Source organism: Candidatus Magnetobacterium casense, assembly GCF_000714715.1.
GTDB lineage: Bacteria > Nitrospirota > Thermodesulfovibrionia > Thermodesulfovibrionales > Magnetobacteriaceae > Magnetobacterium > Magnetobacterium casense.
The window spans coordinates 166,282-185,583 of the sequence record NZ_JMFO01000004.1 but is presented as its reverse complement, the minus strand read 5'-3'; the positions used below and the strand labels follow the sequence as shown (position 1 = coordinate 185,583).

Annotated in this window: 21 protein-coding genes; 4 read left to right on the top strand and 17 right to left on the bottom strand. The window is 48.1% G+C overall.

The features are described from left to right. Nucleotides 1-189 precede the first annotated feature (189 nt). From Mcas_RS03775 to Mcas_RS03700, 17 genes are all read right to left on the bottom strand, one after another. Entirely contained in the window at nt 190-1,251 is a 1,062-nt protein-coding gene (locus Mcas_RS03775; RefSeq protein ID WP_040334148.1) for a protein-glutamate methylesterase/protein-glutamine glutaminase, read from the bottom strand. A 43-nt stretch (nt 1,252-1,294) separates the two neighbouring features. Further along, nucleotides 1,295-1,897, bottom strand: a complete 603-nt coding sequence (locus Mcas_RS03770) for a chemotaxis protein CheD (protein ID WP_156033094.1) — start codon at nt 1,895-1,897, stop codon at nt 1,295-1,297. Then, complete coding sequence (locus tag Mcas_RS03765) at nt 1,851-2,726, bottom strand: CheR family methyltransferase (protein WP_040334147.1); 876 nt, start codon at nt 2,724-2,726, stop codon at nt 1,851-1,853. The genes Mcas_RS03770 and Mcas_RS03765 overlap by 47 nt, the downstream gene beginning before the upstream one ends. Nucleotides 2,727-2,734: 8 nt before the next feature. After that, nucleotides 2,735-3,259, bottom strand: a complete 525-nt coding sequence (locus Mcas_RS03760) for a chemotaxis protein CheW (RefSeq protein WP_040334146.1) — start codon at nt 3,257-3,259, stop codon at nt 2,735-2,737. A gap of 48 nt (nt 3,260-3,307) precedes the next feature. Further along, on the bottom strand, nt 3,308-3,559 hold the full coding sequence (locus tag Mcas_RS03755; RefSeq protein ID WP_040334145.1) for a type II toxin-antitoxin system RelE family toxin: 252 nt from the start codon (nt 3,557-3,559) through the stop codon (nt 3,308-3,310). Then, entirely contained in the window at nt 3,540-3,815 is a 276-nt protein-coding gene (locus Mcas_RS03750; protein WP_040334144.1) for a hypothetical protein, read from the bottom strand. The genes Mcas_RS03755 and Mcas_RS03750 overlap by 20 nt, the downstream gene beginning before the upstream one ends. Nucleotides 3,816-3,915: 100 nt before the next feature. Continuing rightward, complete coding sequence (locus Mcas_RS03745; RefSeq protein ID WP_040334143.1) at nt 3,916-4,137, bottom strand: antitoxin family protein; 222 nt, start codon at nt 4,135-4,137, stop codon at nt 3,916-3,918. Nucleotides 4,138-4,175: 38 nt separating this feature from the next. Further along, nucleotides 4,176-6,308: a chemotaxis protein CheA gene (locus Mcas_RS03740; protein WP_040334142.1), complete on the bottom strand. Its 2,133-nt coding sequence runs from the start codon at nt 6,306-6,308 to the stop codon at nt 4,176-4,178. Then, nucleotides 6,305-6,670 (bottom strand): response regulator, encoded by a 366-nt coding sequence (locus tag Mcas_RS03735; protein WP_040334141.1) that lies wholly within the window; start codon nt 6,668-6,670, stop codon nt 6,305-6,307. The genes Mcas_RS03740 and Mcas_RS03735 overlap by 4 nt, the downstream gene beginning before the upstream one ends. Nucleotides 6,671-6,705: 35 nt before the next feature. Continuing rightward, the gene (locus tag Mcas_RS03730) at nt 6,706-7,017 is read right to left on the bottom strand and encodes an STAS domain-containing protein (protein ID WP_040334140.1); all 312 of its coding nucleotides are present in this window, start codon (nt 7,015-7,017) and stop codon (nt 6,706-6,708) included. Between the two features lie 51 nt (nt 7,018-7,068). Continuing rightward, nucleotides 7,069-7,215 carry a type II toxin-antitoxin system HicA family toxin gene (locus tag Mcas_RS19135; protein WP_353740382.1) on the bottom strand — a complete coding sequence of 49 codons (147 nt, stop codon included), beginning with the start codon at nt 7,213-7,215 and terminating at the stop codon, nt 7,069-7,071. Between the two features lie 13 nt (nt 7,216-7,228). Next, nucleotides 7,229-7,453: a type II toxin-antitoxin system HicB family antitoxin gene (locus Mcas_RS03725; RefSeq protein ID WP_040334139.1), complete on the bottom strand. Its 225-nt coding sequence runs from the start codon at nt 7,451-7,453 to the stop codon at nt 7,229-7,231. Nucleotides 7,454-7,476: 23 nt separating this feature from the next. After that, on the bottom strand, nt 7,477-9,345 hold the full coding sequence (locus Mcas_RS03720; protein ID WP_040334138.1) for a methyl-accepting chemotaxis protein: 1,869 nt from the start codon (nt 9,343-9,345) through the stop codon (nt 7,477-7,479). 16 nt (nt 9,346-9,361) lie between these two features. Beyond that, nucleotides 9,362-9,679 (bottom strand): hypothetical protein, encoded by a 318-nt coding sequence (locus Mcas_RS03715; RefSeq protein ID WP_040334137.1) that lies wholly within the window; start codon nt 9,677-9,679, stop codon nt 9,362-9,364. A 35-nt stretch (nt 9,680-9,714) separates the two neighbouring features. Further along, nucleotides 9,715-10,098, bottom strand: coding sequence for a hypothetical protein (locus Mcas_RS03710; RefSeq protein ID WP_040334136.1), 384 nt, complete (start codon nt 10,096-10,098; stop codon nt 9,715-9,717). A gap of 77 nt (nt 10,099-10,175) precedes the next feature. Further along, on the bottom strand, nt 10,176-10,472 hold the full coding sequence (locus Mcas_RS03705) for a two-CW domain-containing protein (protein WP_040334135.1): 297 nt from the start codon (nt 10,470-10,472) through the stop codon (nt 10,176-10,178). A gap of 507 nt (nt 10,473-10,979) precedes the next feature. Then, nucleotides 10,980-12,665: a methyl-accepting chemotaxis protein gene (locus tag Mcas_RS03700; protein WP_040334134.1), complete on the bottom strand. Its 1,686-nt coding sequence runs from the start codon at nt 12,663-12,665 to the stop codon at nt 10,980-10,982. A 291-nt stretch (nt 12,666-12,956) separates the two neighbouring features. Between Mcas_RS03700 and Mcas_RS03695 the strand changes: the two genes are divergently transcribed. The 4 genes from Mcas_RS03695 (at nt 12,957) to Mcas_RS03680 (ending at nt 19,256) form a co-directional block, all read left to right on the top strand. Further along, nucleotides 12,957-13,565: a YIP1 family protein gene (locus Mcas_RS03695; protein WP_162176249.1), complete on the top strand. Its 609-nt coding sequence runs from the start codon at nt 12,957-12,959 to the stop codon at nt 13,563-13,565. A gap of 72 nt (nt 13,566-13,637) precedes the next feature. Beyond that, entirely contained in the window at nt 13,638-15,782 is a 2,145-nt protein-coding gene (locus Mcas_RS03690) for a RelA/SpoT family protein (RefSeq protein WP_040334132.1), read from the top strand. Nucleotides 15,783-16,022: 240 nt separating this feature from the next. Next, nucleotides 16,023-17,576, top strand: a complete 1,554-nt coding sequence (locus Mcas_RS03685; protein ID WP_040334131.1) for an HDOD domain-containing protein — start codon at nt 16,023-16,025, stop codon at nt 17,574-17,576. 126 nt (nt 17,577-17,702) lie between these two features. Beyond that, nucleotides 17,703-19,256: an HDOD domain-containing protein gene (locus Mcas_RS03680; RefSeq protein WP_040334130.1), complete on the top strand. Its 1,554-nt coding sequence runs from the start codon at nt 17,703-17,705 to the stop codon at nt 19,254-19,256. The last annotated feature ends 46 nt before the right edge of the window (nt 19,257-19,302 follow it).

Here is a 19,302-nt window from a genome sequence, read left to right as displayed (position 1 = left end):
AGCAGATTTCGATTGGATTAAATACAACAGACGTGGCATTTTTATGGGGTCAAGGGGACTGGTCCCCTTGCGGGGGAGGTCTGAGGAGGGGGCGGAGCCACCCTCCTTCTTTTCTTCTGTTGTTATAGCTACTTATACTCTTCTGCTTATCGTCCTGACCATTTCCTCCGGGATGAATAAACCTGAAGGTCAATCGCAGAGCCTCATGACTTCTCTGGTGATTCTATCCAGCGGGAGAATCTTGTCAACGGCGTTGCGTTTGATGGCTTCGTTTGGCATTCCAAAGACGACACACGAGGCCTCATCCTGTGCGATGGTGTAAGAGCCTGACTCTTTCATTTCGAGCATTCCGCGGGCGCCGTCATCGCCCATGCCGGTCATGATCACACCCACGGCGTTTTTGCCGGCATACCTGGCCGCCGAACGAAAGAGCACATCAACCGATGGCCGATGACGACTCACCAGCGGACCATCCTTGACCTCAACAAAGTACCGTGCCCCACTGCGCTTGAGCAGCGTGTGCTTGTTACCGGGGGCGATGAGCGCCCTGCCCCTGACAACTGAGTCGTTATCAGCCGCTTCCTTTATGGATATCCGGCATATGCCGTCAAGACGCTTTGCAAAGGCGGCAGTGAAGTGCTCCGGCATGTGTTGCACTATAACGATCCCCGGACAGTCAACGGGGAACTCCTCCAGAAAGACCCTCAGCGCCTCCGTCCCGCCCGTGGACGCCCCCACGATGATGATCTTCTCCGTGGTCTGTATCATGGCATTTGACGGGGGTTTGGGCAGCATGGCATCAGCCGTGAGTTTTGGCGCCACCTTGTGTTCCGGCATCGGACGCCTGAGGCGGGCATTGGCAGCAGCCTTGACTATATCGCATATCGTCACACGGGACTCCTCAAGAAACTGCTTGGTACCAAGCCTGGGCTTGTTGATTATCTCCACTGCCCCGTACTCCATGGCCTTGAGTGCGGTCTCCGAACCCTTGTCGGTCAACGATGAACACATCACTACGGGGATGGGATGCTGAGTCATCAGTTTTTTCAGGAATGTGATGCCATCCATGCGTGGCATCTCAACGTCAAGTGTTATAACGTCTGGCACCTCGTCCTGTATCCTCTTGGCTGCCACAAAGGGGTCGGAGGCAGTGGCCATGACCTCGATCATCGGGTCGGATGACAGGATATCCGATAGCGTCTGCCTCACCACCGCCGAGTCATCCACGATAAGTACTCTTATCTTTTTCATAATTTCTTTAAAGACCTCGCTAAAAATTTATTATGAATGTCAATCATAAAATCTGCCGTCTTAGACGCTTTAAATATACATCGCCACTGTGGGTGTAAAACAGTATCTTACGCCCGTTTGCACCTCCCGTATCCGTAACCGAAGGAGTCAGTCCCAACTGTGATAGTATTTTGTGTGCCGCTTCGATGTTCTGTTTACCGACGCTGTCTCGTCTCCTGCCCTTGCTCCCACACGGCAGGACTTCAGCCCCACCAAAGAGCTTTACATCAAGCCCCCTGAGACCGATGCCAACCCTCTCAAAGTGTCTGGCCATGTGCGTCACGCAACAGTCAACGTATTTGAGTTTCTCAGCACAATCGTAGCAATCCCTACCATTACAATCTGGCAACATGCCATGACATATGGCCCCATAGGACCTGGTCGCATGAAACATGGTCACCGACACACACGAACCCAATACCGTCGAGACAATCGTTGGTTTGTCGGTCATAAGCACCTGCCCGGGATTGAGATACACCAGCGACAGGCCGGATTGACCGGATAGTCCTGGCAGTTGCAGTCCCTCCCGTAGTGGCCTCTCCGGCAAGCCCTCGCACTCATCAACGCCCATGAGGTAGTCGATAGATGGTTGGCGCCACCTGGACAAATGGTACGTTAAGCCCGTTTAATGTCTCCGAGTGTCCCATAAACAGATATCCGCCACGTGCCAGATATCTGGCAAAGCGATTCAACAACTGTTCCTGCGTTTTTTTATCGAAATAGATCACGACGTTCCGGCAGAATATCACGTCCATTGTCTCGCGGAATCCGAAGTCGGAATCCATGAAATTGAGGCGTCTGAACTTGATAAGTTCGCGCAATTCGGGTACGATCCGCACCAACCCCTTGCTCTTGTCCTTGCTGCGCAGGAGGTATTTTTTCTTGAGGTTATTGGGTACCGGAATGACCCGTTCTTCCTCGTATATGGCGGATTTGGCCTTATCCAGCACCTTGGTGGATATATCGGTGGCGATAATCATAAAATCGGTATCATTTTTTTCGCTGAACTCGCTCAGTACCATTGCCATCGTGTAGGGTTCTTCTCCGGTGGAACAGCCGGCACTCCAGACCATCAGTTTACGTCTGATACCGGCCCCTTGTGTCCTCATCAGTTCCGGCAGTGCCTTGTTGACGAGGTATTCAAAGTGCTGAGGCTCCCTGAAGAAGTCGGTCTTGTTTGTCGTTATAGCGTCAATAAGATGTACGAGTTCACTCTCAAAGCCTGCGGGGCTGAAGACAAAATTCAGGTAATCGGTAAAGCTCCTCATCTGCAGGGAACGTAGTCTGCGCTGTAGACGGGCCTCCAACATAGTCTTTTTTGCCGGAGGCATCTTGATGCCCACCTCCGTGTGAACGAAATGACTCAGGCGCTGGAAGTCCTTCTCCGACAGCGATGCCTTTAAAAAACGTATATCGTCTTGTACCTCTTCTACCATTGCTCTCCTTAGTTGTTTGACGCTCCGTGGCGATCCTGGTCAGACAATGCCTTGCCTGCACTGTGGAACTCCGATAGTTCCTCGAGCGTAAAAATCCTGTCAATATCGAGGATGATTATAAAGACGTCGTCGCGCTTGCCCATCCCCTTGATAAAATCCGTGCTCATGTGCATACCGATGTTGGGAGGGGACTCTATCTTTTCGGGTTCAAGCTCAATGACCTCCTGCACGGAGTCTACCAGGGCGCCAAGTACCGTTTTTTCAGCGCCAAGGGTTATCTCCACGATTATCACGCAGGTGTTGACAGACTTCTGCGTCTGGGTCATGCCAAACTTTAGTCGCATGTCTATCACCGGCACCACACTGCCGCGCAGATTGATAACCCCGCGCATAAACCCCGGCGTCCGTGGTATCTTGGTCACGCTGCTGAACTCAAGCACCTCCCTCACCTTGGTGATGTCAAGGGCAAACACCTCCTCTGCCAGCTTAAAGGTTAGGTACTGCATTGTCTCTGTGATACTGGCTACAGCCATCGTCTTACCTCCTGTGTAGATTATTTGTTTATTGTAACATATTTAAGACTAATATGCGTCTTTTCTGTGATAGACGTGTAATATGGTTACGACCTTGTCGTCATCATCAACCGTATAAAAAATCCTGTAATCACCAACACGTAATCGCCGTATCTTTGATGCCACCAGCTTCTTTGATTGTGGATAGGGGAATGGGTTTTCTTTCAAGGCATGTATGGCATCATCTATCCGCAAGAATGTCTGATATTCTAAACGTTGTATATCTCTTTCAGCACCGGAGCTATGTATCAGTTTGTGCATTAAATTCCGCCCTCCTTTTTTCACTATACTCCTCAAAATCATAGGTGGGTTCGTCTTTTCTCTCCGCCAGTATCCTCATACAGTAATGATACTCTATCAATTCCCCTACACGTCTTAACTCCTCAATGTCAACAATGGCGGATATCTTATTTCCTTGACTGTCCGTTATATATCCCTTGATCTGTAGAAAATCTATATCTTCTTCTTGCTCTTGTTCTTGTTCTTGCATTTGCTCTTGTACTGTCTCTACGGCCATGTTACCTCCTTTTGTTTAACGGTACATTAATTTTAACATGATTTGTATATAACTATTGTTTTATCCTGTAAGTAAACCTTGTAAATCATTTCGTAAGATTTTATAGCAGGCCATCAGGCTTTAATTGCCTTTCTGCTTCCTCCATGGATAGCAGAGGATCGTCTTTTCTCTGCTCAATAGCGGCAAGGTCTTCTAGATCTTCCAGGAGTTCAAGATATTCAGCCCTTGACATGATAATCAATTCCTCATTATCCTGAAACTCAACCTTCTCCAAGGGGATAAATCCACCCTGAAAATACTTGGCCTTTATTGTTGCAGACATGTCTCAGCCTCCTTATACAAATTATCTATGTCATAGACTCACTGAACGGCCTCCACGCCATCGAGTTTCACGGCACTGACGAGCTTGGGGGCATCGACGATGAGCGCCACGGTGCCATCTCCCAGGATGGTTGCCCCGGAGACGCCTTCGATGGTCTTATACAGCTTTCCGAGGGACTTGATAACCGTCTGATGCTCACCGATCACGTAATCCACAACAAAGCCGACCCTCTGGTCATCCACCTCCGTGATCACTATCTGCTCCACCTCCGGCACCGGGGAATCGAGCATGAAGTACTCGCGCAGGCGTATATAGGGCACTATGGCCCCACGAACGTAGGAGATATGCCGTCCGTGTGACTTTTCGATGTCCTCGCGTGTCAACTCCACACACTCATGCACCACCGACAGGGGGATGACATAAAAGTCATCGCTGATCTTGACCAGCAGTCCGTCTATGATGGCCAGGGTGAGGGGCAGTTTCAGCGTTATGCTTGAACCGACGCCCTTTTTGCTCTTTATGTCAACGGTGCCCCGGAGGGCCATTATGTTTTTCTTTACGACGTCCATCCCCACGCCCCTGCCCGAGACGCTTGTGACGTTCTTGGCGGTGGAAAAGCCCGGCTCAAAGATTAGCGAAAAAATCTCCCTTTCAGAGAGTTCGGTCTCCGGTGTGATGAGGCCGTTTTTGATGGCCTTGTTGAGTATTGCCTCCGTGTCAAGTCCGGCGCCGTCGTCGTCGATCTGGATCACGACGTTTGCCCCGGAGTGTCCTGCGGCCAGGTGTACGGTGCCGTGTCTTGGTTTACCGGCCTTTACGCGTACCTCGGGGGATTCGATTCCGTGGTCGATGCTGTTTCTGATGATGTGAACCAACGGGTCGTTGAGTTTTTCTATGACGGTCTTATCCAGTTCGGTTTCGGCGCCGTCGGTGGTCATAACGATATCCTTGCCCAGTTCGCTGGAGAGGTCTCGTACCAGGCGTTTGAACTTGCTGAAGGTTCCGCCAATAGGCATCATGCGTATGCCCATGGTTCTGTCTCTGAGTTCCCAGGTGATGCGTTCTACTTCTTCGGCTATCAGCGACAGCACGGAATCCCCAAAGGCGGCGGAGGTCTGCGTCAGACGCGCCTGGACGGTAACGAGTTCGCCGACGAGGTCTACCAGGCCGTCGAGCTTCTCCGATGGCACCCGGATGCTGGCCATCGACTCCTGCTTGGCACGCTGCTGACGGACTTCCTTGATGTGTTGCTGCTCTACCAGGGCCGACTGTATCTGGTCCTCTTTAACGATACCGGAGTCTACGAGTATCTCTCCGACGCGCTTCTGCTTACCCAGTACCTTCTGCAGCTCTGCCAGGGAGACGTCACCGCGTGATATCAGTATTTCACCGAGTTTGAGGTGCCTCTCCTCCTCCAACATATGACTGTCTGCCTCTATGACCTCAACGCTCAGGTCACAGATGTCCTGTACAAATATAAAGACGTCTTTTATGGCGTTTTGGGCTGCGGTGGTGGTCAGCACTATATCCCAGGAGGTGTAGCACGCCTCGGCGTCAATGGCGCTGAGGTCAGGGACGGCGTCAGTCTGGGCAATAACCACGCAGTTGCCCAGTTCACGCAGCTCGTTAAGCATCAGCAGCGGATTTGAACCCGTCAGGAACAGCTCCTTGTGCGGCTTGAAACGGATGCGGTAGGTTACCGACTCGTCCTCCTCTTTTTTGAGTTCTGCTCTGGGCGGCTTCTGCTGCTCATCGGTCTCTTCTCCCTGAGGCTCCTCAGCCTCCACAACCGAGCCAACCATCAGTGCCCTCAGGGCGGCGATGATTTCATTTGATACGGCCTCATCGACGGAGGTGCCATCGAGCATGGCACGTATCTGGTCTCTTGCGCGCAGGGTGAGGTCCATCAGTTCCTTGGTAACGAGCATCTTGCCGGTTCTGACCATATCAAAGGCGGTCTCAACCTCGTGGGTGAAGTGAGCGATGTCCTCAAAGCCGAACATTGCCCCGGAGCCTTTTATCGTGTGCATGGCCCTGAACACGCGCCCGATAAGCTCCTCGTCCGTGGGGGTTTCCTCAAGTTCCAGTAACGACGTCTCTAGTTCGGTTAGAAGCTCATTGGCCTCCTCCGTGAATATCTCTCTGCCCTTATCAAGTCCCTCGTCGCTCATCCGAGCACCTTCTTTATGACCGCCAGGAGTTGTTCCGGCTTGAATGGTTTGACGATCCAGCCCGTGGCCCCGGCGGACTTGCCTTCCTGCTTCCTGGTGTCCTGCGACTCCGTGGTGAGCATGACTATTGGTATGAACTTAAAAGCCGGATTGGCCCTCACGGCACGTATGAGTCCTATGCCGTCGAGGTTGGGCATATTGAGGTCGGTTATAATCATCTGCACCGTGTTTGTACCGAGCTTAACCAGTGCGTCCTTACCATCAACGGCCTCAACAACGGTATACCCCGCTCCCTTGAGGGTAAAACTAACCATCTGTCTGATACTTGCCGAGTCATCCACCGTCATTATAGTCTTGCCCATAATATAACCCTCCTTATCTCTAACAATAATTTTTCTTATTTTTCGTTCAACAGATTCTTAACGACGTGTGTAAAGCCACTCTGCTCAACCACGTCTCTGAATGCCTGTGCGCTGTTGACAACTCCTATGGTCTTCCTTGACGCCTCGGCACTGTGCAACGCCGCAACTACGATCTGAAGGAACGACACGTCCACGGAGACAACGTCCTTCATATCCAGAACGGTATGACTTACGCTGCCGATAGCCTTCATGAGCACAGTCCTTATTTCCACGGCGTTCTGTATAGTCAGTTCCTCATCCAGCGTCACCAGCCCCTCTTTGTTGGGTGTCTTTATCGTAAATTCCATCTTAAATGTCCTCCAAGCGATTTAGTGCATTTTTTTCTATAAATTCTATCATTATATATTAATCGCAGAATGATTCGGTATTGTAACATGATTTGCTAAACCTGTAAAACTATTTACTACTCTTATATGACTACTTCTTTGTCTTGTTATCTTGTATTCATATTTTCTCAGTAGTTTCGCAAATTCTTTACCTGACATATTTCTTGGGAGATTAGGCATAAGCAAAAGTCTCTTCGGATACTATATGGAGCTTTATTATCTGAGGTATATCTTCTTCATTATCAAAATGACAACTGAGGGCGTCTTTTATGTTTTCTTTCAATTCATCCATTGTCTCACCCTGCGTGAATATAGAATATCCTTCCGCACGAGCGTTATAGCCTCCGAAACTACCTGAGTTTTCTTCTTTTTCCTCTATGAAAGTTATTTCCGTCATAAAAAACCTCCTTATATATATCGTCAGAACAGCTCAACGTTGTCACCCATTGAGTCGTCGTCTTTTTTGTCCGTGCTGCCATCGCCCCACATGTCGAGTTCCGTGCCGGAGGGATGTGAGGCCTCTTCGCCGGCCAGGGCCATTTCGTGCATGATGCGCTCCGACTGCATGGTGTAGCGTTTTAGCATGTCAGTCAGGTCGGGGGCATACTCTATGTCGTTTTCATCATGCTCGGGGATCGATGCAGTTATATCAACGATTAATTGCTCTATGGCACCAATGACGCTTGACAGGCGATCTTTGGTGATCTTTTCAAACGTGATACCTGCTACGACCTTTTCTATCTCCGTTTTGAGCTTTTTTGTCCCTTTTGATATTTCGTTCATTGATCTTATGAGCTGCTCGTCACTTGCAAGCAGTTCGCTAATGGCTTGCCGGGTTTGTTTGGCCAGTTGTACGGAGGACTCCACCTGTTGGGTCAGATGAGCACTCAGGGTGCCCTTGAAGTCCGATGTCATTGCCAGTATGGCGTTTATGACGGCGGTGCCGTCTGCGATCTTACCCTTGGCGTTGGTGGAGAGTTTGCTGATCTCCTCAGCTAACACATTGAGACCCTTGGCGCTTGCCCCGATGCGTGACACCTTTATTATGGCATTGAGGGCCAGGAGGTTTATGCTTTCGCTGATGGTCTCGATGCTGGCCACCTGGGAGGTCAAGCCCTCCAGTTTCCCGGCCGTAAGGTTGACGTAGGTCATCACATCCTGCGTCATGTTGTTGGCAACGGTAAGGATGTTGACAAGGGCGTCAAGCACCGTGCCGACAGCCAGGAGTTTATTCTTGCCGCTCTGTTCCTCCTCCAGGAGTAAGTTGGCATCCTCTGCCTGGGCCTCAACCAACTCCGATATTCGCAGCAGCGGCCTTGATATACCGTCGAAGGCCTGTTCTGTTTGCTGCATCACCAGATTGAGTTGTGCCACCTGAATCTTTAATGCGTCCACGGCCCATCTGTGTAAGATGATTATATCCTTTTCGTCATCAGAGGAGTGGCTGTCTACCTTTATTAATATATCCTCAAATGCCTCACAGACGTGTTCAATCTGCTGCCTTGTCATATCGTGAAACTGCAGGGAGGAGACAATATGCCCTATCTGTGGGGTTATTTCAGATGCCCGGGTGCCAATGCGCTCACACAACCACTTGGCCTGTTTGTCCATGTAGCTGAGGTCGGAGACGATATGTTCAATCCGCTCTTTCGCTGTGTTGAGGTTTGCATCAAAGGCATCTATGAACGGCTCCATGTTTGCGCAGATAGTCTGCACGTAGGTATTGGACTCCTTTATGGAGGTATTTATCTCCTGCGTACCCTGGGCGATCTGGCTGGCGAGTCTGTCAACCTCTCCCGTCATAACGTTAAAGTCTGCCTCTGCTATGCGTGCGGTCTCTATCCGTATCAGGGTGCCTATGACCGTAATGGAGTGGGCGAGTTTCTTCAGGAATAGCGTCAGGGCAGGTATCTTTTGCAGGTCGTCATTGAGCGTTGCCAGACTGGCTCTCGTGTTGATGGTGATGTTGCCGCTGGTTTCGATCTCGCGATAGACCTCCATAAAGAGGTCCATCAAGGCCACGGCGCTAAAGCCACTGCCACTTTCTATGGATTGCACCATAGTGGCGGCTTGTTGGCTGTTGGTATCACAGGAGATTGAAAAGTTCTGGAGTTTTACTCCCAAGTCAAGGAATTCGTTTTCGGTATCCTTTGAGATGGTGGTCAACTCCTTGCTCATGTGGTGCAACTTTGCATCTATTGCTTTGATGCCGGCGGGCGCTCCGGAGGTTTTTTGAAGCAACGCTGCCTTGTTTGGAGTTACGGGTACGACGTCTCTGCTGCTTTGCATGGTTAAGCGATGAACTCTAGTGTCCGCCAAAAAATTTGAGCAATGCGGCCATGGCTACCAACTGTCCCGTCCAGAACAGGAATGTCCATTTGAGAATATCAGCCTTTAGTTCAGCCAATTTTGCCTCTATTTCCGTCTTAAACGCTTGCATCTCTGTTCTCAACACTTGCAAATCGGCCTTCGTCTCTGATTTCAACATTTGCAAATCGGCCTTTGTAGCCGCTTCAGTCTTGGCTTTTTCCGATACTTCATCAAAGGTGTCAATCAAAACCTTTGTAGCTTCTTCACCTATCTTGTCTTTGAGCAAATTATACAGTTCAATAGTTTTAGACATTTTAAATCTCCCTTTCCCTACTTTGGCGATGAACTCTAATGTCCGCCAAAAAACTTGAGCAATGCGGCCATGGCTACCAACTGTCCCGTCCAGAACAGGAATGTCCATTTGAGAATATCAGCCTTTAGTTCAGCCAACTTTGCCTCCAACTTTCCCTCTATATCTGTTTTAAACACCTGCAGCTCTGTCCTCAACGCTTGCATCTCTGTTCTCAACGCTTGTATATCTGTTTTCAGCTCTGTTCTCAACACTTGCACATCGGCCTTTGTATCCGCTTTCAACACTTGCAAATCGGCCTTTGTAGCCGCTTCAGTCTTGGCTTTTTCCGTTCCTTCATCAAAGGCATTAATCAAAACACTTGTAGCTTCTTCACCTATCTTGTCCTTTAGCAAATTATACAGTTCAATCGTTTTAGACATTTTAAACCTCCTTTTCCCGTTTCATTGCACCGACATTACTGCCGTACACAGGGCATGTTAAACAACCTCATCACGTATCAGAACTCACCTTTTTTAATCTTTTGATAGAACTCGCATTCCTTGCAGCTTTTGAGCGCCTTGGCACGTGGACAGTCAGGTTCCGTTCCGCTCAACGTACCGGCCACCAGCCAGCAACGTCTACCGGCAGACTTCGTAAAGGCAGAGCAACTCCCCGTCTTTGCCTGCTCACACTTGAAGTACTCCCAGCACCTGATACGTTCAACCCGTGTCTGCTCAAACTCCTCACATATCTTGTTGAATGCCTCAAAGGCCGCTTTGGCCGGATGCTGTGCATCTTTCTTATATTTATCCATCTCTTCCTCTTGCCGTTTATAGCCGGTTATCTACACCTGTATCTTCCTGCAATTTGCTCCACATACTATATTGATTCAATCAGGTTGATTTTGTCAACTTGGCCGTGAAAAAGCATCAGGCACGAACATCAGCTTCACTTCAAGCGTACACCTTCACTACCACTTGGCAATAGGAAAAAATACGGTATCTTCTTTATATATGAGCCTCTTGCAAATCTCAAATCAAGCAATTATAGTGCCCCCAAAATATCATTTAATATCAGCCACTTACAAAATGAGCTTTTTGCTATATTTTACATAACATGTACTTTTGCAAGAGGCTCATATCTCATGGTAACTATACCTTTACGCATCCTGGATTCCTGGTCAAGCCAAGAATGACACACTTGAAAAACCGCTGTAACTGTCATTCCTGCGAAAGCAGGAATCCATGCCTTTTAACCGTGAAATAAAAATTACCCTGCTTTTTAAAGAGGATACAAAATACGCATGCCTGAGATGCTTGTCTTAAAATTTCTCAAATTCCGAGTCTGCATCGGATGTTTCTTCCGGCAATCGTATGTCGGCACTCCTGGCGGCCTTTTTGGGAGCAGCAACCTTTTTGGGAGGTGCTATATGGGCTAATTGTCTGGGCTTCATTGTCGGCTTTGTCACCGGCTGTTGTGTATCTCTCCTGCCACCATGACCTTGGTCCAGCCTGAAGAACGATATGGACGTTTGCAGTTGTTCGGCCTGAGCGGATAGCTCCTCTGCCGTGGATGCCATCTCCTCAGATGCGGAGGCGTTTTGCTGTATGACCTGGTCAAGTTGTTGGATGGCCTTGTTTATCTGGTCCGTACCTGAGTTTTGTTCGTTGCTTGCGGCACTTATCTCCTGAACCAGCTCTGCCGTCCGTTGTATATCGGGCACTAGCTTGCTCAACATGCCACCTGCCTGTTCGGCCTTGTCAACGGTGGTTTCAGAGAGGTGGCCTATCTCACCGGCCGCCTTTTGGCTGCGCTCGGCCAGCTTTCTCACTTCGGCAGCCACCACGGCAAAGCCCTTGCCATGCTCACCTGCCCGTGCAGCCTCAATGGCCGCATTTAAGGCAAGGAGATTGGTCTGTCGAGCGATCTCTTCGATGACGGTGATCTTGCTGGCGATCTCCTTCATGGCATGAACAGCGTCTGACACAACCGTGCCGCTTTCCCTGGCGTCCTGTGAGGACTTGGCGGCTATCTTTTCGGTCTCATGGGAATTGTCTGCGTTCTGCTTGATGTTTGCCGCCATCTGCTCCATTGACGACGATACTTCCTCCACCGACGCCGCCTGCTCCGTAGACCCCTCCGAAAGCTCCTGTGCCGTGGAACTGAGCTGATTGCTCCCGGATGAGACCTGCCGTGACGCCGTGATGACCTCCGATATGACTTCCCTTAATCTCTTGGTCATTGTGCTCATTGCACCGACGAGCTGTCCGATCTCATCCTTCCTGTCCATGTCTATCTGCCTGGTGAGATCGCCGTTTGCTATGGCCTCGGCTACAACAACAGCCTCCTTTAAGGGATTGCTTATTGAACCCGATATGAATATCCCCAATAGTATGGCGATGATAAACCCTATCGCCGTTATGGCAATAATCAGGTTGGTTGTTTTATTAGCAAGGACAGTGTTTGAATCGGCTGTCTCTTTGGCCTGTGTCAGCTTTCTTTCCTTGAGGGCATCTATTGCGGCCTGTTCTTCAAAGGCTGCCTTTTTCCCCTCATTGTGCATCATCTCTAATGCCTCTGCCTCTTTTCCTGCCTTGTCAAGCTCTACGACTTTATCTATTACTGCTCCATAGGCCTTTCTGGTGTCCAAAAAATGTTCATACATCTTTCTCCCTTCATCCGTAACAATCGTCTTTTCAAACTCCTGGGATGTTTTAGCTATTTTGTCTCTCAATTCACTTATTTTTTTAAGAGCTTCATCTCTCTCTGCATCGTTTTTTGATTCCACAAAATCCCTGAGGTTTATTCTTACTCTTTGAAAACTCTCGGTTATTTCACCGAGCTGACCTAACGGCACCGTCATCTTTTCATACAGAAACGTATCCGCAGCATCGATCTTGTGCAGATTGACAATGCTGAATGTCCCCACGATTACCGTGATACACGCCACAACTACAAAGCCGCCTATCAGCTTTGCACTCATCCTGAGATTGTTAAACCAGTTCATTGCTTGATCCTCCTGTTGATTTCTATTAATTTCGTAATAGCGTGGTGACCTGTTTTTTGGCAATAAAAGGCGCAACTCCACACTCTGACACCCTATACTCTATACTCTGACACCCTATACTCTATACTCTGACACCCTATACTCTATACTCTGACACCCTATACTCGGACATAGTTTAAGCTATTGGAATCTGTTTTGTCAAGTATTTTTTTAGGGTTATTGCAAGATTTCCGTGCTATGGTAAATTTGTTCTGCATGCACCGATGCCGGCGTGTTTTTTATCAGCCTTTTATGTTACTATTCGATATTATGGGCAGAAACCATATCAGTGTTTTTCGCATTCCCTCAACGGCGATAAGGGTGTTGACAACCCCTGCTGATTTTTTCAGCACGATGCCCAAAAAGGGTGGATACATAGGGCCGTTGGTCTTTATGATAGCGATGGGTGTCTTTGGTGGTTTGCTAAAGGCGGCCGTCAGCATCCTGGGATTCAACATACTTGAGGGGATCGGGAAGGCCGTGGCCGCTTTCTTGTTTGTACCGGTTACGGTAACGTTGTTTGGTTTTTTGGCGGCCCTGGCGCTCTTTATTATCTGGAAGATTCTGGGATCGCGGCAATCCTATGAGACCTCCTACAGGTGTGTAGCGTACATGTCCGCGCTGATGCCGGTGATGGTGGTGATTAACGGGGTTCCATTTCCGGGCGGTTTGTTGTCAGTTACACTGTTGGTAATATTCATGGTCATAGCCGGCGAAAAGGTCCACGGCATACCTCCGATGAGGACAAGGATTGTATTTGTCGTATTAGGCCTGGTCCTGGCCATGATGTACGTCAAAAACGATCAGCGCATAAGACAACCCGAAAAGGAAAAAATCTACCAGCAGCAATACAAAAGATAAAGATACCCCTATGGTTAAACGACAATTGGTACTACACACAAGTTGCAGATAAGTTGTATAATAATAGCATATATGGAAGGTTCGGCAACAATTACATTAGACGAATTATTAAGCAAGATAGCCTCCTACAACGTTGACGCCAATACGGAGCTTATAAAGCTGGCGTATCACTTTACGCACGAGGCACACTGCGACCAGAGGCGGCGTGAGGGTACCCCCTACGTTAGACACCCCTTGGCGGTTGCCTCCATCCTGGCCGACATGCACCTGGATGTCACGACGATCATCTCCGGCCTCCTGCACGACACCGTTGAGGACACCGATACGACTATCGATGACATTGGCGACATCTTTGGCGTGGATGTTGCGTACATGGTCAACGCCCTGACCAAGTTGACCCAGATGGAGTTTAAAACCCGTGAGGAGACCCAGGCAGAGAACTTCCGAAAGATGTTCATGGCAATGGCCGAGGACGTCCGCGTTATACTGATAAAGTTTGCAGACAGGCTCCACAATATGCGAACCCTCGAATTCATGCCCTCGGACAAACAAAAACGCATATCGGCTGAAACACTGGACATCTATGCCCCGTTGGCCAACCGCCTGGGTATCGGATGGCTGCGTGCTGAGTTCGAAGACCTCGGCTTTAAATACCTCCATCCCGAACTCTACGAGGAAATTGCCCGTAAGGTCGCCGAAAAACGCCACGACCGTGAGAGCTTTATAAAGGACCTGGCCTTCAACATCGAGTCGAAACTCAGAGAACACGGCATATTTGCGAGGGTCAGTGGCAGGGTGAAGAACTACTACGGCATATACCAGAAGATGGTCAAACAGCGAGTCCCCTTTGAGGAGGTCAACGACATCCTGGGTCTTAGGATCATCACACAGACCAAGGACCAGTGCTACATGACCATGGGCATCATACATTCGATGTGGATACCGGTTCCTGGCAGATTCAAGGACTATATAGCCATCCCAAAGGCCAACATGTACCAGTCGTTGCACACCACCGTGCTCAGTGCACACGGAGAGCGGATCGAGTTCCAGATACGCACCGAAGACATGCACATGCTGGCAGAGCGTGGCATCGCCTCTCACTGGATATACAAGGAAAAAGAACGTCCCATTGACGACAGGGACGCCAAGTACTTCAACTGGCTCCGTGAACTCATCTACATGCAGAAAGACTCCAGCGATGCCAGGGACTTCCTGGAGATGTTCAAGGGCGAGGTGTTCCAGGACGTCGTATTTGTGCTAACGCCCGCAGGTGAGATCAAGGAGCTTCCCACCGGTTCAACACCCGTTGATTTTGCCTACGCCATCCACACCGAGCTTGGCAACAGGTGTGTTGGCTGTCGCATAAACGGCAAGATAGCGCCGTTAAAATACCACCTCAAAAACGGCGACATCGTTGAAATTCTGACGTCCTCCTCACACACGCCAAGCCGTGACTGGTTGGGCTTTGTTGTTACGCACAAGGCGCGCAGCCGCATCAAACACTGGATAAAGTCTGAGCAACGTAAACAGGCCATCACCCTGGGCACTGCCATGCTGGATGAGGAACTACGAAAACACGATATCGGTCTTGCCATCCTGAAGTCAAAGAGGATCAGGGAGTTGTTGCAAGAGTTTGGCCTCAACACCCTTGAGGAGCTATATGTTGAGATAGGCTATGGGAAGCTCTCCGTTGTCCCGGTGATCAACCGCTTAAAGCCCGAACAACACCCACCCGAAGAAGCAGGACCAACGTTAAAGGTACGGAAAAAGCCCACACATCACAGGGGTATCCAGATCATGGGCATAGACAACCTGCTCTACAACACGGCAAAGTGCTGCTATCCCGTCCCCGGCGACAACGTGGCAGGCTTTATCACAAAAGGCAAGGGCGTGACCATTCACAGGATGGACTGCGATAACTTTCAACGTCTGGCCATTGATGAATCGAGGATGGTTCAAATATCCTGGAAGGCCGGCGGGGACTTCACAACAACAACGCGGCTGTACGTCGAAACAATCGATAAGCCCGGCATCCTGGCAACGCTGAGTTCCATGATTTCAACGTTTAACATAAACCTCTCCCAACTGGAGGCCAGATCGGCTCAGGATAAGCATGCACACTTTATCTTTACACTCGAGGTCAGGGACAAGGTGCAGTTGACCAACCTCAGCAACAAACTCATGTCCGCAGATGGCGTGATCAGCGTCCACCGGTAACATAGAAACAAGCCTGATATTGAAAAGTTTATGCACACATCTCTTGGCGTTAACTATATTGGACAGTAACAATGCCATACTACTAAAATATAAAAGTGCCTTAAATACTGGTAACCACGGTTGATTGTCGTGCTATCCAATCGAAATCTGCTATACGATTATCCTGTTACAAAAAACTCTTGACAAACACAGTCGTAAATGCAGTACAATAACTATATGGGGATTATCAATAGTTAATATATGATAGAGACAAAGATACCCGTTGTAGCACGTATAATGGATGGGATGAGAACTAAGGGTGAGTTTCCCGTGATGGGGCGTACTATTGCCCTGGTAAACACGCAGACAAAAGCGGACAACAAGACCTCTGTCGATGAACTTGCCAACACGATCTTAGGTGATATATCGTTGACCAACAAGCTGCTCAGGTTGGTAAATTCAGCCGCTTACATAAAGTATAACAGAGGGACGAAGATCAACACCATTTCACGCTCCATTCAGATATTGGGATTTAGCCATGTCCGTGAAGTAGCCTTATCACTTGTGCTCTTTGAGACTATTAAGGACAATTCGCTGGCTTCAGACGTCAGGGAGTCGGTCCTGGTTTCGTTTATGAGTGGGATAATGGCAAAGCGGATAGGCAGCAGGTTAGACATCGGCGAATTAGAGGAGGCCTTTATCTGCTCTATGTTTCATTCCTTTGGAAAGTTATTGATTGCCTTTTATCTGCCCGATGAGCATAAGAAAATCATGGAACTTGCCAGGCTCAACAAGATATCTGAAAATGAAACAGCCCTTTCCGTCCTGAATGTAACGTATGACACTATTGGTATAGCGATTGCCAAACATTGGAACTTCTCCGAAAACATCATGTACTGCATGAAAAAGGTACCTTTGCAAAAGCTGGTTAAACCAAAAACCGTTATAGAAAATATAAAATGTGTGTCCCTGTTTTCCAACAATTTATGCGAGTTACTTAACAATGAGCAAGTTAATGTAAAAATGTGGAAAGATGCCTTAAGCAGCTTTAATAACCTGTTTGACAACTGCAATGAAAATCTTATAAACGAAGCCATAGAAGCCTCTTTCAAGATACTGATGTCCCATTGTAAAGACAGCAACTTCAATATCAGCTATAGTCGCATTACCAGGAACTTGAGTTTTATGGTAAAAGGGCAGGAGATACCAGTAGTAAAGCAGGAGAAAGCTAAACCTGCAACTTCATTGCATATTATAGACAACGTCCATGACAGCGATAGCGATAGCAGCGAAATTGTAACCCCAGAGGATATACTTGCAAGAGGGGTATTAGAAATAACTAACACCATGGTGGAGGATTTCTCTTTAAATGACATATTGCGCATGATTCTGGAGACCATGCACAGGGGCATGGAGCTTACACGCACTATCATCAGTATAAAGAACGCTAAAGGACAGTCAATAGACGGCCGCTTTGGCTTTGGACAGAACATAGAGAATCTGATTAAAATATTTCGTGTTCCTATTAACAGGGACTCAAACGACGTCTTTAACATATCGCTCAACAATGACTCTATTGTCGTTATCAGCAACGTTAATGACATAGATGTGCAATCGCACATTCCGAGCTGGTTGCAGAAGGTGTTTAAAGCCCAGACGTTTATCCTGGTCCCTGTATTGGTACGTAAAACCCCGATAGGGTTGATCTACGGCGATTGGGCTACGGTCAACCCGCATGCAATGAAAAACTCGCGCATGAGATATATTAAAATGCTTAAAAATCAGGCCGTAATGGCCATCAAACAAGTCATGTAGGGTAATGTAGGAAAAAAACACTTGCCATTCTTGTATTGTACACAATCTAAACGCGCTGTAAAAAACCCTTGACAAACACAGACGTTAATGTAGTACAATAAGCAGGGGATTATCAGTAGTTCATATATGGTAGAGACGAAGATACCCGTTATAGCACGCATATTAGACGGGATAAGGGCAAAGGGGGAGTTCCCCGTAATGGGTCGCACTGTTGCTCTGGTGAGCGCACAGACAAAGGCCAACAGTAAAGCCTCTGTCGATGAGCTTACAAACACGATATTAGACGATATTTCGCTGACCAACAAGCTGCTCAGGTTGGTAAACTCAGCCGCTTATGTCAAGTATAACAGAGGCGGGAAGATCAACACCATCTCACGTACCATCCATATATTGGGATTCAGTCACGTCAGGGACGTAGCCCTGTCCCTTGTGCTATTTGAGACTATTAAGGACAACTCCATGTCCGTAGCTCTAAGGGAGGCGGTGTTGGTTTCGTTTTTGAGTGGAGTGATTGCAAAGAGAATGGGCAGCAGATTAGGTATGAGGGAATTAGAGGAAACCTTTATCTGTTCGATGTTTCATACCCTCGGAAAGTTATTGCTTGTCTTTTATCTGCCCGATGAACATAGAAAGATCGTAGAACTTGCCAAGCTCAAAAAGATATCCGAAAATGAAATAGCCATCTCTGTCCTCAATGTAGCATATGACACCATTGGTATAACTATTGCCAAGCACTGGAACTTCTCTGAAAACATTATGATATGTATGCAAAAGATACCTTTGAACAAGCTCGATAAACCAAAAAACAATATAGAAAATATAAGGTGCCTGTCCCTCTTTTCCAATAACTTATGTGAGTTGCTCAACACCGAACAAATGGACTTAAACATGTGGAAAGATGCCTTAAACAGCTTTACGAATATGTTTGATAACTGCGATCAAAGCATGGTAAACGAAGTCCTTGAGGCCTCTTTCAACATATTAATGGCTCACTGTGCAGATAACAAATTTAGCATAAACTACAGTCATATCACCAAAAATTTGAGTTTTCTGATAAAAGGCCAGGATATCCCAATAGTACAGCAGGAGATAGTTAAACCTGTAAGCTCATTGCAGATACTTGACAACACCCATGATAGCGAAGACGACAGCAATGAAATCGTAACTCCCGAGGACATACTTTCACGAGGGATACTGGACATAACGAATACCCTCCTGGAGGAGTTCTCTTTAAACGACTTATTGCGCATGATCCTTGAGACATTATACAGGGGAATGGAGTTTACACGCACCATCATCAGTATAAAGAATGCCAAGGGGCAGTCGATAGATGGCCGTTTTGGCCTTGGGCGCAATATAGAGAATCTGGTTAAACACTTTCGGTTTCCGATTGACAAGGATTCAAACGACGTCTTTAACATATCTCTCAGCAAGGACTCCATTGTGGTAATCAACAACGTTAATGACGTGGAGGTACAATCGTGCATTCCGAACTGGTTGCACACGGTGTTTAATGTCCAGACGTTTATTCTGATCCCTATTTCGGTGCGTAAAACCCCGATAGGTTTGATCTACGGCGACTGGGCTACGGTCAACCCGCAGGCAATGAAAAACTCGCGCATGAGATACGTTAAAATGCTTAAAAATCAGGCCGTACTTGCCATCAAACAAGTCATGTAGAATAAATGCCCGTATGGCACAATAAAAACAGCTTTATCTACTTAAC